Below are 25772 nucleotides of genomic sequence, written 5' to 3' on the forward strand. Positions count from 1 at the left end.
ATGAGAGACGTCCTGTACCTGGAGCAGATCGAGCAGGCCGAGGTCCTGCTCAAGCCGCAGCGCGTGGAGGTGCTGCGGCAACTGGCCGAACCGCGCACCTGCACCGAGGTCGCGGCCCGACTCGACCAGACGCCACAACGCGTCTACTACCACGTCAAGCAGCTCGTCGCGGCCGGCCTGGTCGAGCTGGTCAACGAGCGCAAGGTTCGCGGGATCACCGAGGGCATCTACCAGGCCGCCGCCCGGTCCTACTGGCTCTCGCCCCGGCTGGTCGGCCGCATCGGGCTGCGGCGGGCCCGCGACGAGCTGAGCCTGGGCTACCTGCTCGACCTGATGGAGGAGGTCCAGGCCGACATCGCCGCCCTGGACCGGGCGGCGCCCGAGCTGCCCTCGATCGGGGTCTCCGGCGAGATCCGGGTGCCCGCCGAGCGACGCCAGGAGTTCCTGCACGACCTGCAAACCGCACTTCAGGACCTGTTCACCCGCTACGGCGGCAGCGAGGGCGACGCCTTCAAGCTGGCCGTCGCCTGCTATCCGAAAGGGAACGACAATGAGTGAACCGTTGAAGGTGCAGGCCCGCCTCGCCGCGCCCGCGGCGCGCGTCCGCCAGGCGCTGACCGACCCGGCCGAGCTGCGCGTCTGGCTGGCCGAGCACGCCGAGGTCGAGCTGCCCGAGCGGTACGAGTTCTGGGGCCGCTACACGCCCGAGGGCGACGCCCCGCACCAGCGGCTGCTGCACGCCGACGACGACTCGCTGCGCTTCGGCTGGCTGCTCGACGGGGTCGAGACCACCACCGGTTTCCAACTCGCCGCCGACGGCCCGGACGCCACGGTGCTCACGCTGACCCAGAGCCACTTCGACTTCGCCGAGGCGATGAGCGGCTCCAGCATCCGGGGCGTGCTCCAGACGTACTGGGCACTGTCCATCGCCAACCTGGCCGCCCACCTGGAGGGCCAGCCGCTGCTGCCGCGCACCGACTTCACCTCCGCAGACCTGCGTGGCGAGCTGGTCATCGCCGCCCCGGCCGACAAGGTGTGGGAGTCGCTGACCGACTCCGAGCAGGCCAGCGCCTGGTTCGGCTACCCCATCGGGATCGAGCCGTGGGTCGGTGGCCGGTACGCCATGGGCGGCTTCGAGGCCGGGTACGCCGCCAAGATCGTCGACCTGGAGCCCGGCCGGCGGATGTCCGTCGACTGGGGACCGACCGGCGTCACCAACTGGGAGCTGGCCGAATCCGGCGGTCGCACCACGCTGACCTTCGTGCAGAGCGGCTTCGACGAGACCAACCCGCCGTACGGCGCCTGGAGCGGCACGGTCGCCGGGCTGTTCGAGCTGCGCCGCTTCCACGAGATGACCGCCTGGCAGCCGATCTGGCTCGCCGAGGAGGTCCCCGGCCTGGACCCCCAGCCCACCTTCTGACCGCCCCGCCGTGATCGTGCTCGATCAGGGATGTAGTGGCCTCGTCTGCACCGGAGGCCGTTACATCCTGGATCGAGCACGATCTGTGGGCGGGGGGCTGCCCACGGCGGCTCACGCGATGGCGGCGATGTCACCGTCGTCGAAGTAGATGGCCTGGTGAAGTCGACCGCCGAGGGCGATGGCATACCGGGCCACCACCTCCTGGCCGGAAATCCGGCCCTGCTCGATCTGGGAGACCCGCCCCTTGGTCACCCCCATCCGCTCGGCCACCTGCTGCTGAGTGAGGCCGCGAGCCCGTCGTACCTCGGCGAGGCGGTGCCCGACGACCTGTGCGAGCAACTCTTGCTTTCCCGCTTCGACGGCCTCCTCGCCGCCGGCCCGCTGTACGTACTCCGACCGAATGTCCGACCACCGCACATGTCCACTCATCGCTGGCCCCCTCTTGCTGCGCGCGTTCCTTCAAGTAGATCTCGTAGCGTTGTTCGGCGAGCGGGATGGCCTGCTGATACCAGCTCTGGCACTGGCCCGCCTTGTCGCCCGCGACCAGCAGGATGCTGGCGCGCCACGGGTCGAAGACGAAGAGTATGCGGACGGTGCCGGGTCGCAGCTCCTTGAGGTTCGCCAGCGTCGACCCGCTGATCGTGTCGACCAGAGGGCGGCCCAGGCCGGGTCCCACGTCGGCGAGCGCGTCGATCGCCTGGACGACCCGGACGAAAGTCCCCTCGTCCAGGCTGTCGATCCAGGCGCGGACCTCGTCGACGACGAAGACCTCCCACTCATCCTGCGGCATCCGGGAAGTATATCAATCGCTATACCGTGTGGGTGCGGCTGTCGTACCGATCCGTGCGGCGGGGGTGGTGACTTTTCGGGGTGGAGTGGGTACTGCCGGGCGATGTTCTTCATCTTTGGTCTGCGTACCAAGGTCGACCGGTCCGGTATCGTGCAGGAGGTCTGCCGCCACTGCGGTAACCACGCCGCGCAGGTGATCACCCGCCGGTCGACGAAATTCACCCTCTTCTTCATCCCCCTCATTCCGATCCGCACCCGGTACGCGCAGCAGTGCACGTTCTGCGGCGCGGAGTACGAGATCTCCCGGTCCGACGCCGAGCGTCTCCCGGTCGGCTGATGGCCCGCTTCCTGTGCTGGCTGATCGGCCGACCGTCGTCGGCCGGACCCGTCGTGCACACCGCCGCACGCCCGCCGTGCACCCCCGGCCGTCGTCGGCGTCGGCCCGTACGCCGCCCGCTGGCCGGCACCGCCCTGCCCCGCTCACCGTGGAACCGCTCCGCCGGCCGCTGACCTGAGCCGTCCGCCGACACCGGACATCGGCCGCCATGACGACCCGGGGAGACCGCACCGACCTGGATGTTCGGCCCTGGCGGCGGTCCGGGGCGCTGGCTAGGCTTTCGGGGTTTGCCGTGGACCGGTCCGCCCGACTGTGCACACCCGACGAAGAGCCGGAGCGACCGTGTCGCGACAGGACGTGAAGCAGGCCGCGGGGCAGCTCAAGCCCATCGGCCCGATCGTCGCGACCGTGGTCCTGGTCGTGGAGGCCGGCTGGTTGGCCGCTGCGCTGCCGGGCGCCGCGCTGGTCAGTGACGTGGGCGCGCTCCTGGTCGCCGGCTGGGCCACAATCGCCTGTGCCGGCGTGGCCCGTCGACATCCGGCCCCGTTGCGCAGGTTCTGGACGCTGCTCGCCGTCACCATGGCGCTCGCCGCGCTGGGGCGGGGGATCTGGACGGTGCAGCGACTCGTCGGGGACGACCTGCCGCACAACGCGCTGATCGGGGTGGTCTTCAGCGCCGGCATCCTCACCGGCACCGCCGCGCTGCTCAGCTCCCCGTCCGGGCCACGCACGGCGGTCGGGCGGGCCCGGACTCTGCTGGACGGCGTGATCGTCGCGCTGGCGCTGGTGCCGGTCGGCTGGGTGCTGGTGTTCCGGGGGGTGGCCTCCGCCGAGCTGGCCGATCCGGCGCGCACGCTGGGGCTGCTCTACCCGATGTTCGACCTGATGCAGCTCACCATCCTGGTGGCGGTGGCCGGTCCGGCGCGACCCCTGTGGCGGCCGATGAGCGTGCTCGCGGCGAGCCTGACCATCCGGGTGGTGGCCGACGTCGTGTACGTCTCGCTGGTCGCCCGGGGGAACTACGCCGCCGGTCACCTCATCGACCTGTGCTGGCCGCTGAGCTACCTCCTGATCGGGCTGGCCAGCGGTAGTCGTCCGCCACCGGACTGCGACGGCACCGACGAGACCGCCGAGTCCCCACTGCCGCCGTGGTGGCGGGTGGCGCTGCCGTACCTGCCGGTCGGCGGGGCGATCATCGCGGTGCTGCTGGCCCGCCGGCCGACCGGCCAGACCCCGCCGTTGGTCTTCGTGACCATGATGGCGCTGCTCGCCGCCCTCGCCGTCCGTCAAGGGCTGGCCGCCAACGAGAACCTGCGCCTGGTGGCGCGACTGCGCCGGCTCGCCTACGGTGACCAGCTCACCGGCCTGCCGAACCGGCTGCTGTTCAACCGACTGCTGCGGCTGGCCCTGCGGGACGGTCGACCGGTGGCCGTCCTGCTGCTCGACCTCGACGGGTTCAAGCAGGTCAACGACCGGTTCGGGCACGCCACGGGCGATGCCCTGCTGACCGGGCTGGCGGCCCGGATGCGGGACGCCGTGGACGGCGACGGCACGATCGCCCGCCTCGGCGGCGACGAGTTCGCGGTGCTGATCGAGAGGGATCGGCCGGTGTCACCGGAGCACCTGGCCGAACGCCTGCTGGACGCTTTGCGCCCGTCCGAGGGGGAGGAGGACGTGGGTGTGCATCCGTCGGCGAGCATCGGCATCGCCGAGTACGGGCCGCAGCACGCCTCCCACTCCGACCTGCTGCGTGACGCCGACATCGCCATGTACGCGGCGAAGGCCTCCGGCAAGTCCGCGTACCGGACCTGCACCCCGGCCCTGCGGGAGTCGGCCGTGTCCCGGGCGGAGCTGATCGCGGACCTGCGCCGGGCCGTCGACGAGGAGCAACTGCACCTGGAGTTCCAGCCGATCGTCGACCTCGCCACCGGTGCGGTACGCAGCGCCGAGGCGCTGGTGCGCTGGCGGCACCCCCGACTGGGAATGTTGCCCCCGGCGCGGTTCCTGCCACTGGCCGAGGAGACCGGCCTGATCCTCCCGATCGACCGTTGGGTGATCCACGAGGCGTGCCGGGCGGCGGCGACCTGGCGAGCCCGCATGCCGGAGGCGACGGTCGCGGTGAACATCGCCGCCGCCCACCTGCGCCGGCCCGACCTCATCGCCACGGTCACGGCGGCCACCGCCGGCGCCGGACTGGCACCGCGCGCGTTGACGCTGGAGTTGACCGAGTCGGCCTTGATCGAGGGGACCGACGCGGTGCTGGAACGGCTGCACCAGCTCCGGGAACTGGGCATCCAGATCGCCATCGACGACTTCGGCACCGGCTACTCGTCGCTGAGCTACCTGCACCGCATCCCGGCAACCGAGCTGAAGATCGACCGTTCGTTCGTGGCCCGCCTCGGCACTGACGAGCGGGCGTACGCCACGGTGGAGATGGTGACCCGACTCGCCGGCGCGTACGACCTCGCGGTGATCGCCGAGGGGGTGGAGACCGAGCGCCAGCACGACGCGGTCACCGCCATCGGCTGCCCGCGCGGCCAGGGCTATCTGTACGGGCGGCCGGACAGCCCCGCCACGGTGGGTCAGAATCGGGCTTGACCCTGACGTAGCGGCAGGTAGGAGCCTGGTTTCCGGAAGGGAGGGGAACCATGGCGTACACGGTGGGTCAGGTGGCCAGGATCGCCGGCGTGACGGTGCGGACGCTGCACCACTACGACGAGATCGGTCTGCTCTCGCCGAGCGGCCGCACGTCGACCGGTTACCGCCGCTACGACGACGCGGACCTGCAACGGCTGCAACTCGTCCTGTACTACCGCGAGCTGGGTTTCCCGCTAGAGGAGATCACCGCGATCATCGACGACCCGGCGGCCGATCCGGCCGCCCACCTGCGTCGTCAGCACGAACTGCTGACGGTACGCATCAAACGGTTGCAGGAGATGGTCACGGCGATCGAGTTCGCGATGGAGGCGAGCAAGTTGAACATCCAGTTGACGCCCGAGGAGCGGTTCGAGGTCTTCGGTGACTTCCGGCCGGAGCAGTACGAGGCCGAGGTGGAACAGCGCTGGGGCGACACCGACGCGTACCGGGAGTCGAACCGGCGGGTCGCCCGGTACACCAAGGAGGACTGGCTCCGGAACAAGGCGGAGAACGAGGACTGGGGCCGGCGGATCGTCGCGCTGCTGACCTCGGGCGTGCCGGCGGACAGCCCGGAGGCGATGGACCTGGCCGAGGAGCACCGACAGCTCATCAGCCGCTGGTTCTACGAGTGCCCGTACGAGATGCACACCGGGTTGGCCGACATGTACCTGGCCGACGAGCGGTTCACCGCGTACTACGAGAACATCGCCCCCGGCCTGGCCGCCTACGTGAGCGAGGCGATCCACGCCAACGCGATCAGCCGGGCCTGACGCGGCTCACTCCTCGACCGCTCCGTCGGATGGGGTGACCAGGAAGTCGTAGACGGTCCTGGCCATCCGGCGGACGGTCTCGTCCCCGGTCGCCATCGGCCCGGCGGTGAGGAACGCGACGGCGGTCTCCGTGCCGGGGATCAGGTAGTAGCCGACGTCGTGGGAGGCGTCCGGCAGGTCACCGGTCTTGTGGGCCACCGGGACGCCGGGCGGCAGCGCCGCCGGGATCTTGGTGTTGAGGGTCTGCTCGCGCATGAAGCCGATCATCAGGTCCCGGGAGGCCGGAGTGAGGATCTCGCCGTCCCAGACCGCGCCGAGCAGCGACACGACGTCGTCCGGGCTGGTGTAGTTCTCCTCGCCGCGCTGCGCTGCCGCGCTGTCGAGCATCCGCCGGGCCAGGATGGTGGAGCGCTGGTTCATCGAGTCGATCAGCGCGTTGACCGGGGCGAACCCACCCAGGTAGGTGATCAGCACGTTGGCCGCGACGTTGTCGCTGTACTTGATCAGGTACCGCGCGAGCCGGTACAGCGTGACCACCTGCGGGAACGTCTCGAACTGGAGCTGACCGGTGCCGCCCACCACGTCGGCCGGGGTGACCAGTACGCCCTCGTCGAGGGACACCTGTCCACAGTCGACCCGGCGCAGGAGTTCGACCAGGATCCAGAGCTTGATGACGCTCGCGGCCTTCGGGCGCAGCGCGCCGTTGACCGAGACCTGCTGATCGCCGTACCGGCCGGACAGGTCCCGGACGGTGGCTCCGGCCGGGTTGAGGCTGGCGTCGGCGACCACCCGGGCGAGCTGATTGCTGAGCGGGAACAGCCGGGCGCCCGCGACCGGGTCGGTGGGCGGCTGCGGGCTGGTGACCACCACGCCGGTGAGCGTCGTCGGTGGGCGGTGCCGCTGGATCACCTCAAGCGTGCCCTCGCTGCGCCCGACCAGCGGCACCCGGTAGCGGTAGGCGGTCCCCCCGACGACGACCGCACCGCTGGCCACCCCGGCGGCGACCCGCATGTCCGGGTCGGCGACCCGGCCGGTGTCGCCGTCGCAGGCCCGGTACCGCACGGTGTGCCCGAGCGAGTCGACCGCGAACGCCCCGCCGGGGAACGACAGCCAGGACACCTCGCTTGTCGGCGCCCGCTCCGGCGCCGGCTCCACGCCCGGCTCGTCGCTCCGCCCGCCCTCGTCGTTCGGCCCGCCCTCGTCGTTCGGTCCGTCGTCGGCGGCGAGCCCGTCTGACGCGTACCCCAGGGTCGTTCGGTGGTTCGGGCCGGGACCGTCGGCGGTGGCCGGGCCGGTGGTCGCCGCGACGACCAGCGCGATTGCCGCCGCGAGCAGGGAAGATGAGCGCTTCTTGTCGCTTTTCCTCACGTTTGTACGATAAGAAGCCGCAGCGATGGATGGGGCTGCCGGGGCGTGAGTCACCCGTCCGGGAGGCCGCGCGCGATTCGGCGTGATGCCTCAGCGGTATCAAGACGACTCAGCGGCATCACGCTCAACAGCAAGCCCGCCGCCGAGCCAGGCGCCCGCCGATCGAGCCGCCCGCCGATCGAGCCGGCTACATCGGTGGTCCCGGGGGGTGCGGCTCGGCGGGCAGGCCGGGCGCCAGGCGGCGCATCGACGTGAAGGCCGGCACCAGTGCCTCGTACAGCTCGGCGAAGAGCGGCAGCAGCGCCGCGTAGGTGGCGGCGGCGGCCGGGTCGGGACGGATGATCTCCTCGATCCGGACCAGGTCGGCGGCGACGTCGATGCTGGGGATCAGGCCCAACGCCTGCATGCCGAGCAGTGCCGCGCCGAAGCTCGACCCCTCGCGGCCGGCAGGGAAGCTCACCGGCATGCCGAGGACGTCGGCGAGCATCTGTCGCCACAGGCCGCTGCGGGCGAAGCCGCCACCGGCCCGGATCTCGCGTACCTCGTTGCCGGCCGCGCGCACCGAGCTGAGCACCAGTGCGAGCTGCTGGCAGACCCCCTCCATGGCGGCCCGGACGAGGTGTTCGCGGCGGTGCCCGTGGGTCAGCCCCACGTACGCGCCGCGCGGCAGGGCACTCCAGTGTGGAGCGCGTTCGCTGTGCAGGTAGGGCAGCATGATCAGCCCACCCGAGCCGACCGGCGCCCGGGCCGCCAGAGCGACCAGATCCTCCTCGGAGTGCTCGCCCAACTCCGGCGCGAGCGCGGCGCCCGCCCACTGGAGGACGATGCCACCGTTGTTGATCGCGCCGCCGACCGCCCAGCGGTCCTCGGTGAGCGCGTAGCAGAACACTCCGCCCAGCGGGTCGACGCCGGGACGCTCGACCATGACCCGCATCGCGCCGCTGGTGCCGATCGAACAGGCGACCATGCCCGGGTGCACCGCGCCCAGGCCCAGGTTGGCCAGCGGCCCGTCGCCCGCCCCGACCACCACCGGGGTGCGCTCCGGCAGGCCGATGGCGTCGGCAGCCCGCGCGGTGAGGCCGGGCAGGACGGCGGTGGTGGCGACCAAGCGGGGCAACCGCTCCTCGCTGATGCCGGCGATGGTCAGCGCCTCGGCGTCCCACCCGAGGGTGTGGATGTCCATCAGGCCGGTGGCCGAGGCTGTCGAGTGGTCGGTTACCAGCTCTCCGCAGAGTCGCAGCAGCACCCAGTCCTTGATACCGACCCAGTGCGCGACGCGTTCGAAGAGCTTGGGCTCCTGCTCGGCGAACCAGAGCAGCTTGGGCAGGGGCGACATCGGGTGCATGGGCGTACCCGTGCGCCGGTGCAGCGCCAGCCCGGACGGCACCGCCCGCAGCCGCTCCGCCTGCCGGGTGGCCCGGGAGTCGGCCCAGGTCACCGACGGGGTGAGCGGGTTGCCGGCCGCGTCGAGGCCGATGAGGCTGTGCATGGCGGAGCAGAACGCTAGCCCGGAGATCGGTGCGGCCACCTCGGCCACCTCGGCCACCACGGTCCGGAGCGACTCGACGACGGCGGCGAGGATCACGTCCAGGTCCTGCTCGGCGTACCCGGGGTGCGGGCCGTTCAGGGGGTAGCCGGTCACGTGGCTGGCGAGCAGCCGCCCGTCGGTGTCGTACGCCATGGTCTTGGTGCTCGTGGTGCCGATGTCGATCCCGATCACCACACCGGGCGGGGTGTCTGGCGGCATGACCGTCAGTATCGCCCTATCGTCCGGGTTGATCCGCCGTTCGGGTAGTTCGCCCCTCCTGGCGTGTCCCGGTCGACCATCACCACTGTTAATCCGAGTGCACCCCAGATTGGTGGCCTACGCGGCGAAGGAGTCGGCGTGGCAAAGACTGATTCGACGGGTTCCACATGGCGGTACCGCTGGGCGCAGCGGCAGAACGTGCGGCGGATCAGCACGTACCGCGGCGCGGAGACGGCCTGGCGCCGACGCGACGATGAGTTACGGCGGCTGCGCGCCCTGGCCGCCGACTTCCACGGTTCCGCCGCGGCCGGCGCGGGCCTTCCACTCGAACTCCTCGACGACGAGGTGGTGCTGTGGGCGCTGCCCGCCGCGCAACTGGTCGAGGTGCGACACACGGCCGTGCTGCCCGCGCCGGACCTGACGGTCACCGTGCCGGTCGCGCCGCTGCGCCCACGCCGACCCGACGGCGTACGCGTCACCGACGCCGGCATGGCCGTCATCACCAGCCGCCGGCTGGTGCTGCTGGGCGGGCGCGGTCGACGCGACTGGGCGTACGGCCGGATCACCGGCCTGGCCCACGACCCGGCGGCGCCGGTGACCCTGATCCAGGTGCTGGACCGGCGGCGTACCTCAGGATTGTTGCTCCCCACCGACGCGGCGGCGGACTTCCGGTTCAAGCTGACGCTGGCCTTCGCCGACTCGATCGAGCAGCGTGCCGCGGTGCTCGCCCAGCTCGACGAGCTGATCGCGGAACACGACCAGCTCAAGCCGTTCCGGCCGGCGGTGGCCACGCCGGCGCAGGCCCGGCTCTCCGCGCTCGTGCCCGGCGGTCGCCGGTCCATCGCGGTGGCGGCGGCCGTCGCGCTGCTCGTGCCGGCGGCGCTTATCGAATCGAACCCGTCGGACCCGACCGGGGGCGCGGAGGTCGCCGTGGCGGCCACGCCGGCACCGACCAGCAGCGCGCCCCCCGCGCTGCTGCGGCCGGCGGTCCCGCCGCCCGCGCCCAAGCGGAAACCGTCGCCACGCCCGTCGTCGAGCGCGACCGCCGGGCCGCGCTGCGGGGCGCCGGAAAATCCTCTGGGGTACGACTTCTGCGGCGGGACCCGAATCCGCCGGCCCGCCGCGGAGGTGTGCGACTGGTTCGACTGCGTGCCGCAGTTCTGGGCGGGTCGGGGCTACCTCGTGCAGTGCCGGGACGGTTCGGTCAGCCTCGCGGGTGGCCGGGCGGGCGCGTGCGCCGAGCACCGGGGCGTCCGGCGGACCATCACGAAGTAGCGCGTTCTCACCATAACGCTCGTTCAGGTCAGTCAGAATGATCGAGTGGAGATCCGATCCGACGACGGCGCCCGGGTGCGGATCCGCCCGGTCGGCTACCAGCCCGGCATCGACCCGCCCGACGACCCCGACCTGGCGGCGCCGGGCTGGCAGGACTGGCTGCTCATCGAGGTGGACGCCCGCACCGCCGACGGTCAGCTCTGGTCGCACCACTATCCGAGCCTGCTCGTCGAGGAGGCCCGTGCGCTGGGCAGTTGGCTGCACGGCCAGGCGGCGGCGGCCGGCGGTCCCAACCCGCCACCGGCGATGGTCCGCTTCACCGAACCCAACCTGGCGCTGCGCTCCCGAGTGATCCGTCGGCGTCGGCTGGAACTGACCGTCGAGTTCTCCGCCGAGTCGCTGCCCCCGTGGCTGCGCCGGCCGGCCACCGCCATCTACCCGCTGGTCCTCACCGTCTCGGCCGACGCCCTCGCCGTTGCGGCCGTCCAGTGGGCCGGGCACTGTGCGGCGTACCCGCCGCGTACGTCATCGCGGTTCCCGGTCGACGACCCGCTGCTCGGCCACCTGCCGCGCCGCCGACGCGTGGGCTGACCCGCAATTCTCACCTTTACGGACCAAAGGTATGCATCGATCTGCTGAGCGTTGCCTGTCACGTACGTGAGCGGTTGTAACGCATGTGACCGCTTTGGCAACCTCTCCCTGGCGGCTGGCCTGGGCCGAGCGCGAGAACGAGCGGCGTCGGTGCGCGTACCGCGACGCCACCGACGCCTGGCGTCGACGCGAGGACCACCTGGTCCGGCTGCGGATCGAAGCCGCCGGCTTCCTCGGGTGTACGCAGCCCCGTACCGGCCTCCCCGTCGACCTCGACGAGGACGAACTCGTCTTCTGGGTCGTACCCGTCGCCACACTTGTCGAGGCCGAGGCTCGGCACGTCCTCGGGCTGCCCACGCCCGGCGGCTGTCCCTTCACCGACCCGGTCGATGCCGCGCTGCCACCGGGCCTGCGGGCCGTCGACACCGGCATGGCCGTGGTGACCAGCCGACGGGTGGCCTTCGCCGGCGGCGAGTACCGGCGCGAATGGCGGTACGCCGACCTGCTCGGCGTCGCCCACCACCCGGACGTGCCCGTCACCCTGCTGCACGACAAGTGTCGACTCGCCGGGCTGCGGGTCCCGGCGAGCGCCGCCGTCAACGTCCGCTTCTACCTCACCCTCGCCGTCACGGCAGATCGCGCCGCCCTCTCCGCGCAGCTCGACGCCCTGCTGGCCGCGCACCGGGCCTCCCCGCCCGTGCCGCTACCGACGGTCGGGCCGGCCGACGCGCCACTGACCGCGGTACGCCCCGACCGCCGGGCGCTCGCCATCGCCGCCGTCGCCACGGTGGTGTTCGCGACGCTGGGCCCCGGCGCGGTGGGACCGACGCCGACCGGGCCGATGCGGGATGCTGGATTGAGTGCTCCGCTGGGCAAGCTTGTTGCTCCGTCGGCGCCGTCCCTCCCGATGGAGTCGGCCCTCGTGGTCGAGCCGGCGACACCGCCGGCGGCCGTTCCACCGCGTCCCGCGCCGCCCGCGGTCGTGGCCGTCCCCTCAGAGGTTGCGGTGCCGTCCGCGTCGTCGGCCGCCGCCGTCCAGCGCTCGACATCCCCGGTCGCCGCTGCGGAGCCGTCGACGTCGCCGACCGCTGCTGCGATCCCGGCGGCGACGCCGACTGTCGAGGCGATGCCGGTGCCCTCAGGCGTTCCCACACCATCGTCCGACCCGATGCCGACGGCCCCGCCGACCGGGTCACCGTCGCCCGCGTCCACCGCGACGCCCGATCCCACACTGCTGACGGTATGTCTGGACCCGTCATTGCCCCTTGTGGAGCGGCTGCTCTGCCCGCCGGCCGAACCCTGATCCTGCCGGATCGGCACACCACTTCAGCAGTGGCGGCCCCGCTCGAGCGAGCGGGACCGCCACCAGCAGGGGCCTCAGTAGCGGGTCTTCACCAGGAACATGTAGCCGACCACCTGCGTGCCGTTCCAGTTGTACATCGGGTGGCAGGCCTGTGGCACGGTGTACGACGAGTAGTAGGTGGGGCGAGCCGCGTTGCAGGCCGACATCGTCGGATAGAGCGGGCTGTTGTAGTCGGCCAGGGCGGGCGTGGCGTTGGTCAGGACCAGACCACCGGCCAGCACGGTGGCTACAGCCGCCGCACGCAGCCGGGGACGGCGCAAAAGCTTCTTCATGTGCGATCCGTTCTCAAGAGGGGTCAATGAACGCATCTCATGCTGTCGGGATACTAAGGCCGGCGTCGAAGTCGCTCCACTCGTCGACGGGTCCCAGGTGGTCGGCGCGGGTCCGCAATTTGAGGATTGCGGGTGGGGTCAGGTCGCGGTGCCGAAGTCGGGGAGGGTGAGGGTGCCGTCCGGGCCCAACGTGAAGCCGGGATTCCAGGCGATCTCCCAGACATGGCCGTCCGGGTCGGTGAAGTAACCGGCGTACCCGCCGTAGAACGTCTCCCGCGCCGGCTGGGTCACCTCGGCACCGGCCTCGGCGGCGGTCGCGATCACCTCGTCGACCTCGGTACGTGAGCGCACGTTCTGAGCGAGGGTCAGCCCGCCGAAACCGCCGGTGTCCGGGTTGGGCACGCCCGCGTCGGCGGCCAACTTGTCGCGGCTCCACAAGACGAGGGCCAGGCCGCCGGCCTGGAAGAAGACCGTTCCCTCGACCTCCTGGCCACGCCAGCCGAGGTGCTCGTAGAAAGCCTTGGCGCGCGCCAGGTCGGCGACGCCGAGAGTGATCAGACTGATCCGCTGCTCCATCTCCGTAACCTAACGTGCTGGCAGTCGCTAGGCCGCGATCGCTTTGGCGGTGGCGTAGACGTCGGCGGGTAGGGCGTGTTGGAGCCGCCAGAGGACTCGCATCGGTCGGTCGCCGGTGTGCGACCTGTACGTCATCGTGCCCGCGTAGAGGTACGGCGGTCTCCCCAGGTCGCGGTCGGCAACCGGGGTCTCCCGGACGAAGAGGTGCACCGTCGAGGTGCCCGACGTGTAGCGCTGACCGGTCGCCGACGCCGCCGAGGTGGTGCTCTGCGACTCCCACTGGAACAGCGTGTCGGTGATGGCCCGGTCGGCGTACATGGTGGTGGGGGAGTAGTGCGCTTCCGACTTGACGAGCGTGACGAAGAACAGGTCGGCCTGGGCGTCGGGCAGCCACTTCACCCCTTCGCGCAGCGAGCCCGGATTGGGCATGCCGAACGCGGCGCACGCCTCGTTGCGGCTGTACCGGGCGTGCACCCGCAGCGGTACGACACCCGAGGCGGCAGCCGGGGTGACCCGTGGGATGCGATCATGCAGCACCTCGGCGACCTGCCGTAGCTCGGCGCAGCGCGCCGGCTCCTTCCACAGTCGCGCCAGCCGCTCTTCGCGCGTGGCGAGGGGCGCGGAAGGCCCCCAGAGGCTGAAGTGCAGCATGTCCAGCAGTCGTTCGTTGCCCGCGTACACCTGCTGACCTGGCGCGGGCGGTCCGGCCGCGACCCGGGTCAGCAGCTCAAGCCGGTCGGTGTCGTCGATGTGCAGCATGCGACCGATGGCGCGGCCCAGCTCGCGGTCGTCTTCGCCGGGTGCGGACGTCTCGATGCCGGCGAGGCGGCGCAGACCGGTCCAGCCACCGAGGCTGGCCGACCGGTACACGTCCTCGATCTCCAGGCCGGTCTCCCGGAGGAACGTGGCCAGGCTGACGTCCCCGAGGTGCCGCAGCTCGGACACCAACCCAGCCTTCGAGGTGGGGAGCGTGTTCTTCAGGTTGGCGAGCACGATGTCCTTCGACACCCGGTCCAGCTCGATGTGGCAGCCGCTGGGCAGGTGCGGGAAGTCGTCGCGGACCGCCTGCCTTATTTCTTCCCTTCGTCTCATCCGGGCCAGCGCACGCCACCGCAGGTCGAAGCGGAAGTTCGCGTTCTGGCCGCCGATGAAGTCGAGCACCGTGAGGCAGGGCTTGCCATCGTCGAGGCGCAGACCACGGCCGAGCTGTTGCAGGAAGATCGTGGCGCTCTCGGTGGGTCGCAGCATGAGGATCGTGTCGACCATCGGCAGGTCGACGCCCTCGTTGAACAGGTCCACCGTGAAGAGGACCCGCAGCTTGCCGGCCTTGAAGTCCCGCAGCAGCCCAGCCCGGTCGGTGCCGGCTCGGGACGTCACGGCCGCCGACACCACACCATGCTGGTTGAACCAGTCGGCCATGAACTCTGCGTGTTTGATGCTCACGCAGAACCCGAGCGCCCGCATCCGTCCGACGTCCACCTTGTCGCGGACCGCGTGCAGCACCAGCCGCGCCCGGGCATGATCGGCGGTGTAGAGGGCGGTGAGTTCGGCAAGGTCGTAACCCTGGCCGCGTTTCCAGGCGACCTGCGACAGGTCGACGTCGTCGTGCAGCCCGAAATACTGGAACGGCGCCAACAACTGCCGCTCCAACGCGTCCCACAGATGCAGCTCAACGGCCGTGCGACCGTCGAACCACCGGCGGACATCGCCGCCGTCGGCCCGGTCGGGGGTCGCCGTCAGCCCGAGGAGTACGCGCGGACGCAGCCGCTCCAACAGCCGCGTGTACGTGGGCGCTTCGGCGTGGTGGAACTCGTCCACGATCACCATGTCGTACGCCTCGGGGTCGACCTCGCGCCGATGCAGCGACTGGATCGAGGCGAAGACGTGCTTCCAGCCATTCGGCCGCTCGCCCGCCACCAGGATCTCGCCGAAACTGCCGTCCCCCATGACCTGCCGGAACGTCGACAGGCTCTGCCGCAGGATCTGCTCTTGGTGCGCGACGAAGAGCAGCGAGTCCGCCCGGTTGGCGCGGTGTAGCCGGCGGTAGTCGAGGGCGGCGACGACGGTCTTGCCGGTACCCGTCGCCATCACCACGAGGTTGCGCCACCGCCCGTGTACCAACCGCTCGGCGTCCAGGTCGGCCAGGATCTCCGCCTGGTACGGGTACGGACGCACGTCCAGGTTCGAGATCTCGGTCGGGGGTGAGTCTCGCCGCTCCCCGGTGAGCGCGTGTCGTAGGCGCTCGGCGTCCCTGCTCGCGTCGTACGCCTCGAACGCCGGATCGTTCCAGTAGTCCTCGAACGTCGCCGTGAACGTGTCGATGACGTGCGGCTGCTCGATGTTCGAGATGCGGACGTTCCACTCGACGCCGTCAACCAGCGCTGTCTTCGACAGGTTCGACGAGCCGACGTACGCGGTGGTGGTGCCATTGTTGCGGCGGAACAGCCACGCCTTGGCGTGCAGGCGGGTGGTCCTCGTCTCGTACGACACCTTGATCTCAGCGCCGAGTTCGCTGAGTCGGTCGAGCGCTCGCTGATCCGTTGCGCCCAGGTAGGTCGTGGTGATGACGCGGACCCGGCCGCCCCGGGCGATCAGCTCGCGGATGGGCTGCTCGACGATGCGCAGGCCGTACCACTTGATGAACGCGCAGAGCAGGTCGACGCTCTCGGCGGACGCCATCTCGTGGTTGACCTCGTGGCCGATACGCGGCTGTTTGCGGCCGTTGACCAGCAGCGCACCGATGGACAGGGGAGTGCTGGGTCGATCCGGGAAGGTGAGCTGTGCCGGTGGAATCGGCGGGGCGGCGATGGCGTGGAGCAACTGCTTGGTGTCGGTGACCTGGTCTTGGTCGGTTGCCGCCGCTGGACTCAGCGTGGCGATGGCCTCGGCGATCCGGTTTGCCAGGTCGACCTGGTAGTGGAGCTTGTCGTCGCCGCTGGGGACGGCTTGCAGGGCGCGGGATGCCAATGTGGCGATGTGCCGGGCGAGGGTGGTGTGCGCGTCCGCGGGGTCGAGGTTGTGGCGTTGGATCAGGGCGGGGTCAACGCGTCGGAGGCGGATCGCCAGCTCGCGGGTGATCAGATGCTCATAGACGCCCCGCTCAAGATCCGTCACCTCGGCAGCCTAACCACAGAACGGGTCACTCCGGGATGTCCAGCGCGCATATCGGACTCAGCGGGATTCAGGAACGCCGAGCGGAGCGGGCCGCCTCGATGACCGCGGCCCAGCGGCTCGGCCCGTACGCCGGGTCGAGCGCCCTTCCGTCGGCGACGGCAACGCCGGCACCCCGCAGCACCGCCAGGCAACCCGCGTACGCCGGATGGGCGGCGAGTTCCGCCTTGACGTGGGGGAAAGCGAGGATCGGTAGGCCCGCACCCAGCGACTCGTTGAGGACACCGAGCGTCAACGTGTCGTTGATGCCGAGTGCCCATTTCGTCACCGTGTTGAAGGTGATCGGCGCGGCCACCACCACATCGGCGGGCGGGTGGGGCTCGGGGTCGCCGGGCATGCGCCACTCCACACGTACGAGGTAACCGGTCTTGTCCTGCAACGCCTGACGGTCGAGCCACGGCGCGGCCGTGGGACTGACGATCATGCATACTCGCCAACCGTCGGCTAGAAGCAGGTCGACCAGCTCGTCGATGTGCTCCGCAGGGCCGGCGGCGCAGACGACCAGATACAGCACTGGACGTTCCGTCATGCCCGCAGTCTGCCCGACTCCGCTTGACCAGCTCGACGACCTTCGGCCGACGCGCCAACGGCCGGCATGGTCCCTGAGTGGGTGATGCCTGTGGGGCATCAAGATGACTCACAGGCATCGGGCTCATCAGATCGGGGCCGACCGGCGGGCCGTCTGCGAACCGGCGACCCGCACATGTCAGTTGTTCGTGTCGCCGAACTCTCGTACGCCGTCGACGTCCAGTGTGATCCGCTCGTTCTCGGTCCACTGGCCGTTGCCGAGCCAGCTCGGGTCGTCGCGCTCGTCGATGTCACTCCAGCTGTGCCGGTGGTGGCGGAGCTGTATCGGGCCGGTCGAGGCACCCGGGGCGAGCGTTCCGCCAGCGAAGGTCAGCTCGACCCAGCCCGGAACCGTGGTGCCCGGCACCGGGTAGCCGGGCGGCGTTCCCGGTGGCACGAAGAACTGCACCGTCTGTCGGACCTGGTCGCAGCCCAGCGCCGCCCAGTCGCAGTTGGTCACCAGCGACGTGTTGCCGCCCTCGAAGCGCAGGTGGTAGCGCACCCGCACGGTGCTCAGGTCGAGTGGCCCGGCGCCGGTGTTGGTGACCTGGAGGACGTACTGGATCTGGTTGTTCGTGGGCGACCAGTCCAGGTTGCGGTAGCTGACCGTGGCGCGGCCGGGGGCGGTGCGGACGGTCGTCGTGGGGGAGCTGTCGGAGTAGCCGCCGAGCGCGCGGGCCGCGATGGCGATCCGGTACGTCGTGCCCGGTGCCAGGTCGGTCAGCGTGAGGGTGGTGGCCGTGGTGGTGCCGAGGAGGCGGTACACATGGGGGCCGAGTGGCACCTGCACCTCGTAGCTGATCGGGCCGTCGCTGGTCGGTGCACCCGCCCAGGCGGCGGGTGTCCAACTCAGGGTGAGCTGGTGGGGCTCGTTGGTCAGCACGGTCGGACTGCCGGGGGTGGTCAGCGCCGGTAGGTCGTCGGCGCGAGCGGGGGCGGCGGCACTGAGGCCGACCGACGCGGCGAGAGCGACGACGGTGCAGACGCGGCGGACACTCATGTCCCGAATGGTAGGGACACTATCTGCTGCCATCAATGTCTGTTTGCGCGCCGCTGACAGTGGAGGGCGGCTGGATCGGCTCAGCAGGTACGGGGGCGGCGACTGAAGTAGAACGAACGCCGTACCGCACGACGACTCTAGATCATGCTCGGGGCACGACCGTTCCGTCTGGCCACGCGGTACGGCACTCGTTGCTACCTCAGCGATCAGCTGTTGTTCTGGATCCAGGGCGCCTCCTCGATGGTGGAGGGCGTGCATACGTTGTCACCGGGGGATCGGCGGCAGGTCTGGAAGCGAATCCGGCTGCCCTTGTCGCCGTAGTAGTTGGTGCTGGCGGACTCGTAGTAGTCCTTGTTGCACCGGCCCCAGCTCGGAGAGCTCAAATTGTTGTTGCACTCGCCGTGGCGGTATGGCCGCCACGTGGAGCCGTCCTTGAGCCAGTTCTCCCAGTAGATGAAGGTCTGGCTGCCGTCGGCGAAGCTGTCCTGGATCCGCCAGACGTCGCCGTACCTGGTGAAGCAGCCCTTCGCGGTCATGACCCACCCGACGGTCGGAACGAGCGCCCAGCTCTCCGAACAGGACTCGCCGCCGGATTCATAGGTGAAGGTGGATATGTCGTCCTCGAATGGCTTCGCGAAATCGACGGCCAAGGCGGGACTCTGTCCCCCCAGCAGAATGGCGAGAACTACGGCCGTAATGGCAAATGCTCTCTTCACGTGCACCTCCGCCTTTTCGTTTGCGCTGTCTCGTCGCGAACTCACCCATCATCGGTAGGGGTGGTCATACTCACAACGACCTTGAACGGTCCCGAACGGTCCCGAACGCGAGTGCGCCCGACGTTCGGCGGCGGGATCGCTGGTCTTCGCCCGCACGGACGACGTGCTGGGGCATCGATACCCCGATATGGCGTTCGCGGGGCGGTGGAGGGGCGAGTGCGGCCATAGTGTGCCGGCCACGGGAGGTGGTCCGAGCGCAGCGGGCCGCTCCGCGACCTGAGGGAGGCGGCCATGCGGCAATCACTGCCGGGAGAGCGTCCGATCGTCGTTCGGGTGGACCGGTGGCGAGCCGGGCTTCCGGCCGATGCCTGGCCGGACGACTTTCCGGTCAGCGGCGAGGTCTGGCGACAGGACGTGTTCGCGGTGGCCGAGGCGTACCGGGCCGGGTCGGCGAGCGCGCGGCAGTTGCTGGCCGCCGTACTGATGTGGGGTTACGGGCCCATCGGGTACGGGCCGTGGCGCGCGGCCAGGTCGCTTGGCGGCGATCCGACGGGTGAACGTCTTACGTCAGCCCTGGAGGACATTTCGGTCCCGGGCGAGGTCGCGTTGCGGACGGCGTACCGGCGGTTTCGCGATCCCGCCCAGGCCCGCCTGCCCTGGTTGGGGCCGGCCTTCTTCACGAAGGTCCTCTACTTCGCCGGTTACCGACGCGGGGTGGGTGGTGTGCAGCCGTTGATCCTGGATCGTGTGGTGGCCGACCGCCTCCCCGCCGAGGCCGGTGTGACTCGGCGCAACGGTTGGTCGTCGGACGAGTGGCTGGCCTACCTGCGCTGGGCCGCCGGGCAGGCCCAGCGCCGGGGCGTCGAGCCGGACGCGGTGGAGTTGGCGCTCTTCCAGGGGCCGTGAGGGTGTCAGGCCGCGGCGCGCAGTCGCTCGTCGAGGGCGTCGAGGTCCGGCACGAACCAGATCTGCTCGCCCCGGTTCGACTCGTGTACGAGAGCGCGCAGCGCCGAACTTCCCGCGAGCTGCGCCGAGATGTCGCCCACCACGGCGAGTCGCAGCCGGTAGTTGACGAACTTCTGCATCACCTCGCCGGCGAAGCGGGTGCCGAGCGCGAAGAAGCGGTCGTCGAGCCGGTTGGCGGGTACGGCGACCACCTGGGCGCCGAGGAAGGCCGCGCCGATCAGGTCCAGCGCGTCCTGTTCGGTGGCGATCAGCGGGCCGGCCGGATCGCACACCAGCACCGGCACGCCGGCGCGTTGCTGCATCTCGTCAGGCATCGTGGACCTCCCGGTCGATCAGGCCGTTGTCGGCGGTGAGGACGGCGTCGAGCAGGTGGAGCAACTCGGCGGTACCGGCGGGATCACCGATGATGATGATCTTCAGGCGGCGGCGCTGGTCGTCGTACACGGTCTGCACGCGTAGCGGTCGGGTCGGGTCGTGGCCGGTGTTGGCGCTGGCGAGCACGAGCGTGCCGAGCCGGTCGGCGGCGGCCCGGTCGACCCCGTCGACCTGCACGATGCTCGACACCTCGGCCTGACCGACGACGTCAGCGGTGGATGCCCTGTCCAGGGGTGGTCGCGCGGTGAGCGCGTCGAGATCGCTGGCGGCGATCCGGTACTGCTTGCCGATCCGCACGGCACGCAGCCGGCCGGAGCGGATGTAGCCCCGGACGGTGCGCACGTGCAGACCGAGCCGGCCGGCGACCTGCTCAACCGAGTACATTTCTTCCGTCATCGCTCCCTATCCTACCCACAAGAGGAAGGTTGGGGAGTGACAGGTCCTGGCCGCAAATATGACGCTTACCGTCAGTGGGGTCCAGTAGCGTCTGGAAACCATGGACGCGCGGGGCGGCGACGCCATCATCGGGCGGGATCATCCCGCAGGTCTGCTGCGCGCCGAGCTGGATCGCGCCGCCACCAGCCACGGCGGTCTCGTCCTGGTCACCGGTGAACCGGGCATCGGCAAGACCACCCTCGTCACCTCGACGGCGCGGGAAGCCCGCCGACGCGGCGCGCTCGTGCTCGGCGCGGCCTGCTGGGACTCCGACAGCGCCCCCGGTTACTGGCCGTGGGTGCAGGTGCTGCGGGCCCTGCGCCGCTCCGTTGACGACTGGGCGCTCGCCCGCCCGGACGCCGAGCCCGCCCTCGCGGCCCTGCTCGGCGAGAGCGGCACCGGTGACGTACCCGGCCTCAGCGCCGCCTGGTCGGCCCGTGACGGCCAGGACGTCGCCGACCGGGAAGCGTTCGCCCTGTACGACGCCGTGACCGCCGCGTTGGTCGCCGTCTCCGCGCACCGGCCGGTGGTGGTCGTCCTCGACGACCTGCACTGGGCCGACCCGGCCTCGCTGCGGCTGCTGGGGTTCGCCGCCCAGCACACCTGGTTCGAACGCCTGCTGCTGATCGGCACCTACCGTGACGCGGAGGTCGAGGCCGGCGACCATCCGCTACGCCCGCTGCTGCTGCCCCTGGCCGCCAAGGCCACCACGATCACCCTCACCGGCCTGGCCCGCAACGAGGTGGCCGCGTTGATGGCGCGTACCGCCGGTCGGGAACCCGCCCCCGACCTGGCCGACGAGGTGCACCGCCGCACCGGCGGCAACCCGTTCTTCGTCGAGGAGACGGCGCGGCTGTGGCACGCCGACGGCACCACCGGCGCGATCCCACCCGGCGTACGGGAAGCGGTGCGACAGCGGCTCGCCCGGCTGCCCGCCCCGGTGGTCGAGGCGCTGACCGTCGCCGCGGTACTGGGGCGTGAGTTCCACCGACAGGTCCTGGCGGCCAGCGCGGCGGTACCGGTGGCCTCTGTCGACCGGCTGCTCGACGACGCGGTGACCGCCCGGCTCGTGGTCGCCCGTGGTGGCGGCCGGTTCACCTTCGCCCACGACCTGGTCCGCGAGACCCTGTACGACGGGCTCACCACCGGCGATCGGCAGGCCCGTCACGCCGCGGTGGTCCGGGCGGTGGACCCGCCGACAGCGCTCACCGACCGGCTCATCCCGGCCGACCTGGCCCGCCACGCATACCTGGCCGGCGCCGCGCTGGACCGGACCCGTGCCGTCGAGCTGCTGACCGCCGCCGGCCGGGACGCCTTCGCCCGGCTCGCCGCCGACGAGGCGGGGGTGCACTTCCGTCGCGCGTTGGAGATCGTCGAGGACCCCGCGCAGCGGATTCGGCTGCTCGTCGACTTCGGCGAGGTGCAGTACCACCACGCCGGCCGAGCCGACGCCGTACGCCTGCTGGCCGAAGCCGCGACGCTCGCCCGTACGCTCGACGACCCGCTGCCACTGGCCCGCGTCGCACTCACCGTGCACCGTGCCCGGCAGGTGGACACCACCCACGCGGTCGACACGACGGACCTGGTCCGCGAGGCGTACCAGCGGTTGATCGGCGCGCCGGCCCCCACCGCGTCGACGGGCACCCTGGTGGCGGATCTGATCACCGCGACGGAGACCATCGCCCGCCGTGGTCGCGACGACGAGGCGCTCACCTTCAGTCTGTGGGCCCGCCACGACACCACCTGGGGGCTGGGCACCGCGGCGGCGCGGGCCGCGCTCACCGCCGAGATCCGGGACGTGGCCCGTCGCTCGGGCGACCAGGAAACCGAGCTGTGGGCCACGTCGCTGCGCTGGGTGGCGCTGCTGGAACTGGGCGACCCGCTCTTCATGGAGGAGTTCACCGCCTTCGTCAGCATGGGGCAGCAGGATGAGTTGGCTCGTCCGCGGATGGCGGCGGCCGTCGACGGTGGGATCATCGCGGCGTTCCGGGGCGACTTCGTCGAGGCGGACGAGCGGTTCACCGTCATCGCGGAGCTGTCCGACCCGGGGCACGCCGAGTTCGCCTTCATGGGCCAGCACCTGCGCTGGGCCCGGCTGCTGTTGCAGGGACGCTTCGACGAGATCGACGCGCTGCTGCACGAGTGGGCGCCGACCGACTACCCGTACCGGGAACTGCTGTCGGCCATCACGGCGGCCGAGCGTGGCGACGACGAACAGGCGGTGCGGTTGACCGCCGGCATCGAGGCCGCCGGCATCGGCTATCCGCGTCCGGTCTCACCGCTGTGGCTGCGCCTGCGCGCCCAGGCCGCCGCCGCGTCCCGCGATCCGCGGCGCTGCGACGACGCGCGGGCCGCGCTCGCCCCGCACCGTGGACAGTGGGCGGTGGGGCTGTTCGGCTGCGACATCAGCGGGCCCATCGACCACTGGCTCGCCATGGTCGACGCCGCGCAGGAGCGGTGGGACGAGGCGATCACCGGGTTCACGGCCGCCCGTGACGCCGCCGACCGGATGGGCTCCCGACCCTGGTCGCTCATCGCCCGCGCCGGGCTGGTCGACGCCCTCGCCGGCCGCGACCAGCCGGGCGACGCCGCGACGGCGGCGGTACTGCGCGCCACCACCGTCCGGGAAGCCACCGCCCTCGGCATGCGGCAGGTGCTCCTGCGGCTCGCCGACCCAAGCCAGGCCGTGGGGGAAGGCCCGATGGTCGGGGGCGGCCAGGCCGTGGTCCGGCGTCAGGTGACGCCGTCCGACCCGACGACCGAGGGGTACGCGTTTCGGCGCGACGGGCCGGTCTGGCGGCTCGCCTACGCCGGGGTGGTGGCGCACCTGCCCGACGCCAAGGGCCTACATGACCTGCATCTGCTGCTGGGCCGCCCCGGCAGTGACGTCCCGGCGGTGGAACTGCTCGACCCCGCCGCCGGGCCGGTGCTGGTGGCCGCCCGCAGGATGGGCGGCGACCCGGTCCTCGACGACGAGGCGAAGGCCCGCTACCGGCGGCACCTGACACGCCTCGACGACGAGATCGACCGGGCCGCCGCGCGCGGCGACACGGCGAAGGTGGGCGCGCTGGACACCGAGCGCGGCGCGCTGCTCGAGGAGTTGCGCGCCGCGGCGGGGCTGGCCGGCCGGAGTCGACGGCTGGGCGACGAGGCCGAACGGGCCCGCAAGACGGTCACCGCGCGCATCCGCGACACGCTCCGCAAGCTCGACGACCGCCATCCCGCGCTCGCCAACCACCTGCGCGATTCGGTCTCCACCGGCACCACCTGCCGCTACCTCCCCCAAACCCGCCCACCCTGGCACCTCTAACCCCCCCCGCCCCGCCCCCCGCCCCGGCCCGGTCTCGCCTCGTCCCGTTGATCATGAAGTTATTGCCACCCGCGTCGGCGTGTCGGGACAACAACTTCATGATCACGGGGGCCGGGGGCCGGGGGCCGGGGGCCGGGGGCCGGGGGCCGGGGGGCGGGAGGGGGGCTGTTAGCGGCGGTTGTAGCGGTGCATGGTCAGGGTGCCGAAGACGACGATGAAGCCGGCGCTCCACACCAGGAGCCACATCGTGGCGGACGGGTCCGAGTCGCCGGACATGACGGCGCGTACCGCGGCCACCAGCTGCGTCACCGGGTTCACCTTCACGAACGCCTGGAGCCAGCCGGGCATGGTGCTCGGCTCCACGAAGACGTTGCTGAGGAACGTCAGCGGGAACAGCACCATCATGCTGACCCCCATCACCGACTTCTCGCTGCGCAGGATCAGCCCGAAGAACGTCCACACCCAGGAGAAGGCGAACGAGAAGACCACCAGCAGCCCGATCCCGGCGGCCACCCCGGCGACGCCGCCGCCGGGCCGGAAGCCGAGCGCCAGCCCGACGCCGAGGATGACCACGGCGGCGAGGATGTAGCGCAGCACGTCGCCGAAGATCATGCCGACCAGCGCGGCGGGCCGCCAGACGGGCAGCGTCCGGAAGCGGTCGAAGATGCCCTTCTCGATGTCGGTGTTGAGCCCGATCCCGGTGTACATGGTGATCATCACGACGCTCGTCACCATGATGCCGGGCAGGAAGAACTGCAGGTAGTCACGCGGACTGTCGGCGAGGGCGCCACCGAACAGGTACGTGAACATCAGCACCATGATGATCGGGAACGCGGTCACGTCGAAGAGCTGCTCCGGCACGTGCTTGATCTTCAGTAGGGCCCGCCAGCCGAAGGTGAGCGACGCACCCAACGCGCTCGGCCGGGTCGGTCGGTCGCCCGGCGCGAGGACGGTCGCCAGCGCCTCGGCGGACGGTACGTAGACCGACGGCGCCCGCTCGGCCGTGCCGGCGGTCGTGGTCGTGTCACTCATCGGGCTGCCTCCAGCTCGTCGTCGCGCTCGTCGGCCGACACGGCCGGATGGTCGGTCAAGGCCAGGAAGACCTCGTCCAGGCTGGGCTGGCCGAGGGAGAAGTCGTCCACGACGATGCCGGCGCGGGCCAGGTCACCGAGCGCGCGCGCCGCCTGTGCGCTGGCGTCCAGGTCGGTGCCGGCCTCGCCGACGCGGGCGGTCAAGGCCACCGGGTCGGCGGCGAGCTGCACCGGCACATTCAGCGCCTCCCGGAGCACCTGTTCGGCTTGGGGCCGCTGACCGGGGTCGCGCAGTCGCAGGTGGACGGTGCCGGAGCCGACCGACGACTTCAGCTCACCCGGGGTGCCCTCCGCGATCACCCGGCCGTGGTCGACGACCGCGATCCGCCCGGCCAGCTGGTCGGCCTCGTCGAGGTACTGGGTGGTCAGCAGCACGGTCGTGCCGTGGGACACCACCGCTCGGACGATCTCCCACACCTGGTTGCGGCTGCGCGGGTCGAGGCCCGTCGTCGGCTCGTCCAGGAAGAGCAGGTCGGGAGTGTTCAGGATGCTCGCGGCGATGTCGATGCGTCGTCGCATGCCACCCGAGTACTTCTTCACCTGGCGATCGCTCGCCTCGGTCAGACCGAACGCGGCCAGCAGCGCCGCCGCGCGGTCCCGGGCGGCCGGCTTGCGCAGGCCCAGCAGGCGGGCCAGCAGCACCAGGTTCTCCGTGCCGGTCAGGTCCTCGTCGACCGAGGCGTACTGACCGGTGAGGCTGACCCGGCTGCGGACCTTGTCGGCCTCGGTGACCACGTCGTGCCCGAAGACCCGCGCGGTGCCGCCGTCGGGACGCAGCAGCGTCGCCAACACCCGGACCGCCGTGGTCTTGCCCGCCCCGTTCGGGCCGAGCAGGCCAAAGACGGTGCCGGCGGGTACCCGCAGGTCCATGCCGGCCAGCGCCCGGGTCTCCCCGAACGTGCGGGTGAGTCCTTCGGCCTCGATGGCCAGGCCGGTGGCGCGTCTGTTCATCATTCATACCTCTCGTCCGATGGCCGGCGACGCCGTGGTCGGTGT

Annotated in this window: 24 protein-coding genes and 1 pseudogene; 11 read left to right on the forward strand and 14 right to left on the reverse strand. The window is 71.2% G+C overall.

The window, feature by feature from the left end; translation table 11 throughout:
* Positions 1 to 558, forward strand: a complete 558-nt coding sequence (locus tag ACN269_RS24975; protein WP_421474695.1) for a helix-turn-helix domain-containing protein — start codon at positions 1 to 3, stop codon at positions 556 to 558.
* Positions 551 to 1420, forward strand: coding sequence for an SRPBCC family protein (locus ACN269_RS24980; RefSeq protein ID WP_421474696.1), 870 nt, complete (start codon positions 551 to 553; stop codon positions 1418 to 1420). The genes ACN269_RS24975 and ACN269_RS24980 overlap by 8 nt, the downstream gene beginning before the upstream one ends.
* Positions 1421 to 1531: 111 nt before the next feature.
* Here ACN269_RS24980 and ACN269_RS24985 read toward each other — a convergent pair whose 3' ends face one another.
* Positions 1532 to 1849, reverse strand: coding sequence for a helix-turn-helix domain-containing protein (locus ACN269_RS24985; RefSeq protein WP_421474697.1), 318 nt, complete (start codon positions 1847 to 1849; stop codon positions 1532 to 1534).
* 10 nt (positions 1850 to 1859) lie between these two features.
* Positions 1860 to 2210, reverse strand: a pseudogene (locus ACN269_RS24990) (type II toxin-antitoxin system RelE/ParE family toxin); the annotation flags it as partial.
* 102 nt (positions 2211 to 2312) lie between these two features.
* Between ACN269_RS24990 and ACN269_RS24995 the strand changes: the two are divergent.
* The 4 genes from ACN269_RS24995 to ACN269_RS25010 all read left to right on the forward strand — a co-directional run bounded on the left by ACN269_RS24995 (position 2313) and on the right by ACN269_RS25010 (position 5953).
* Positions 2313 to 2546: a zinc-ribbon domain-containing protein gene (locus ACN269_RS24995; RefSeq protein ID WP_421474698.1), complete on the forward strand. Its 234-nt coding sequence runs from the start codon at positions 2313 to 2315 to the stop codon at positions 2544 to 2546.
* A complete protein-coding gene (locus tag ACN269_RS25000; protein ID WP_421474699.1) occupies positions 2546 to 2719 on the forward strand; it encodes a hypothetical protein in 174 nt (57 codons plus the stop codon). Before ACN269_RS24995 ends, ACN269_RS25000 begins: the two co-directional genes overlap by 1 nt.
* 169 nt (positions 2720 to 2888) lie before the next feature.
* Complete coding sequence (locus ACN269_RS25005; protein WP_421474700.1) at positions 2889 to 5144, forward strand: putative bifunctional diguanylate cyclase/phosphodiesterase; 2256 nt, start codon at positions 2889 to 2891, stop codon at positions 5142 to 5144.
* A 50-nt stretch (positions 5145 to 5194) separates the two neighbouring features.
* Positions 5195 to 5953 carry a MerR family transcriptional regulator gene (locus tag ACN269_RS25010; protein ID WP_421474701.1) on the forward strand — a complete coding sequence of 253 codons (759 nt, stop codon included), beginning with the start codon at positions 5195 to 5197 and terminating at the stop codon, positions 5951 to 5953.
* Positions 5954 to 5959: 6 nt separating this feature from the next.
* On the opposite strand, the gene ACN269_RS25015 is transcribed toward ACN269_RS25010, so the two are convergent.
* Both ACN269_RS25015 and ACN269_RS25020 read right to left on the reverse strand, forming a co-directional pair.
* Entirely contained in the window at positions 5960 to 7321 is a 1362-nt protein-coding gene (locus tag ACN269_RS25015) for a serine hydrolase (RefSeq protein ID WP_421474702.1), read from the reverse strand.
* A 187-nt stretch (positions 7322 to 7508) separates the two neighbouring features.
* Positions 7509 to 9068: a gluconokinase gene (locus ACN269_RS25020; RefSeq protein WP_421474703.1), complete on the reverse strand. Its 1560-nt coding sequence runs from the start codon at positions 9066 to 9068 to the stop codon at positions 7509 to 7511.
* Positions 9069 to 9206: 138 nt separating this feature from the next.
* Here ACN269_RS25020 and ACN269_RS25025 point away from each other — a divergent pair, with 138 nt between their 5' ends.
* The 3 genes from ACN269_RS25025 (at position 9207) to ACN269_RS25035 (ending at position 12237) form a co-directional block, all read left to right on the forward strand.
* Positions 9207 to 10343, forward strand: coding sequence for a hypothetical protein (locus ACN269_RS25025; RefSeq protein WP_421474704.1), 1137 nt, complete (start codon positions 9207 to 9209; stop codon positions 10341 to 10343).
* Positions 10344 to 10388: 45 nt separating this feature from the next.
* A complete protein-coding gene (locus ACN269_RS25030) occupies positions 10389 to 10934 on the forward strand; it encodes a WapI family immunity protein (RefSeq protein ID WP_421474705.1) in 546 nt (181 codons plus the stop codon).
* Between the two features lie 94 nt (positions 10935 to 11028).
* Positions 11029 to 12237, forward strand: coding sequence for a hypothetical protein (locus tag ACN269_RS25035; protein ID WP_421474706.1), 1209 nt, complete (start codon positions 11029 to 11031; stop codon positions 12235 to 12237).
* A gap of 74 nt (positions 12238 to 12311) precedes the next feature.
* Here ACN269_RS25035 and ACN269_RS25040 read toward each other — a convergent pair whose 3' ends face one another.
* From ACN269_RS25040 to ACN269_RS25065, 6 genes are all read right to left on the reverse strand, one after another.
* Positions 12312 to 12569, reverse strand: a complete 258-nt coding sequence (locus ACN269_RS25040) for a hypothetical protein (protein ID WP_421474707.1) — start codon at positions 12567 to 12569, stop codon at positions 12312 to 12314.
* 138 nt (positions 12570 to 12707) lie between these two features.
* Positions 12708 to 13145: a VOC family protein gene (locus ACN269_RS25045; protein WP_421474708.1), complete on the reverse strand. Its 438-nt coding sequence runs from the start codon at positions 13143 to 13145 to the stop codon at positions 12708 to 12710.
* A 27-nt stretch (positions 13146 to 13172) separates the two neighbouring features.
* Positions 13173 to 16259, reverse strand: a complete 3087-nt coding sequence (locus ACN269_RS25050; RefSeq protein WP_421474709.1) for a DUF3427 domain-containing protein — start codon at positions 16257 to 16259, stop codon at positions 13173 to 13175.
* A 67-nt stretch (positions 16260 to 16326) separates the two neighbouring features.
* The gene (locus ACN269_RS25055; RefSeq protein WP_421474710.1) at positions 16327 to 16845 is read right to left on the reverse strand and encodes a flavoprotein; all 519 of its coding nucleotides are present in this window, start codon (positions 16843 to 16845) and stop codon (positions 16327 to 16329) included.
* Between the two features lie 177 nt (positions 16846 to 17022).
* Positions 17023 to 17883 (reverse strand): cellulose binding domain-containing protein, encoded by an 861-nt coding sequence (locus tag ACN269_RS25060; RefSeq protein ID WP_421474711.1) that lies wholly within the window; start codon positions 17881 to 17883, stop codon positions 17023 to 17025.
* A 206-nt stretch (positions 17884 to 18089) separates the two neighbouring features.
* Positions 18090 to 18533, reverse strand: coding sequence for a hypothetical protein (locus tag ACN269_RS25065; protein ID WP_421474712.1), 444 nt, complete (start codon positions 18531 to 18533; stop codon positions 18090 to 18092).
* Between the two features lie 357 nt (positions 18534 to 18890).
* Here ACN269_RS25065 and ACN269_RS25070 point away from each other — a divergent pair, with 357 nt between their 5' ends.
* Positions 18891 to 19505, forward strand: coding sequence for a hypothetical protein (locus ACN269_RS25070; protein ID WP_421474713.1), 615 nt, complete (start codon positions 18891 to 18893; stop codon positions 19503 to 19505).
* 5 nt (positions 19506 to 19510) lie between these two features.
* Here ACN269_RS25070 and ACN269_RS25075 read toward each other — a convergent pair whose 3' ends face one another.
* Together ACN269_RS25075 and ACN269_RS25080 are read right to left on the reverse strand one after the other, a co-directional pair.
* On the reverse strand, positions 19511 to 19879 hold the full coding sequence (locus ACN269_RS25075; RefSeq protein WP_421474714.1) for a DUF4180 domain-containing protein: 369 nt from the start codon (positions 19877 to 19879) through the stop codon (positions 19511 to 19513).
* Positions 19872 to 20336 carry a helix-turn-helix domain-containing protein gene (locus tag ACN269_RS25080; protein WP_421474715.1) on the reverse strand — a complete coding sequence of 155 codons (465 nt, stop codon included), beginning with the start codon at positions 20334 to 20336 and terminating at the stop codon, positions 19872 to 19874. Before ACN269_RS25080 ends, ACN269_RS25075 begins: the two co-directional genes overlap by 8 nt.
* A 100-nt stretch (positions 20337 to 20436) precedes the next feature.
* Here ACN269_RS25080 and ACN269_RS25085 point away from each other — a divergent pair, with 100 nt between their 5' ends.
* Positions 20437 to 23685 carry an ATP-binding protein gene (locus ACN269_RS25085; protein ID WP_421474716.1) on the forward strand — a complete coding sequence of 1083 codons (3249 nt, stop codon included), beginning with the start codon at positions 20437 to 20439 and terminating at the stop codon, positions 23683 to 23685.
* Between the two features lie 168 nt (positions 23686 to 23853).
* On the opposite strand, the gene ACN269_RS25090 is transcribed toward ACN269_RS25085, so the two are convergent.
* Both ACN269_RS25090 and ACN269_RS25095 read right to left on the reverse strand, forming a co-directional pair.
* Positions 23854 to 24717, reverse strand: a complete 864-nt coding sequence (locus tag ACN269_RS25090; protein ID WP_421474717.1) for an ABC transporter permease — start codon at positions 24715 to 24717, stop codon at positions 23854 to 23856.
* Entirely contained in the window at positions 24714 to 25727 is a 1014-nt protein-coding gene (locus ACN269_RS25095) for an ATP-binding cassette domain-containing protein (protein WP_421474718.1), read from the reverse strand. The genes ACN269_RS25090 and ACN269_RS25095 overlap by 4 nt, the downstream gene beginning before the upstream one ends.
* Positions 25728 to 25772 lie beyond the last annotated feature (45 nt).

The organism is Micromonospora sp. WMMD736 (assembly GCF_049179015.1).
Lineage (GTDB): Bacteria > Actinomycetota > Actinomycetes > Mycobacteriales > Micromonosporaceae > Micromonospora.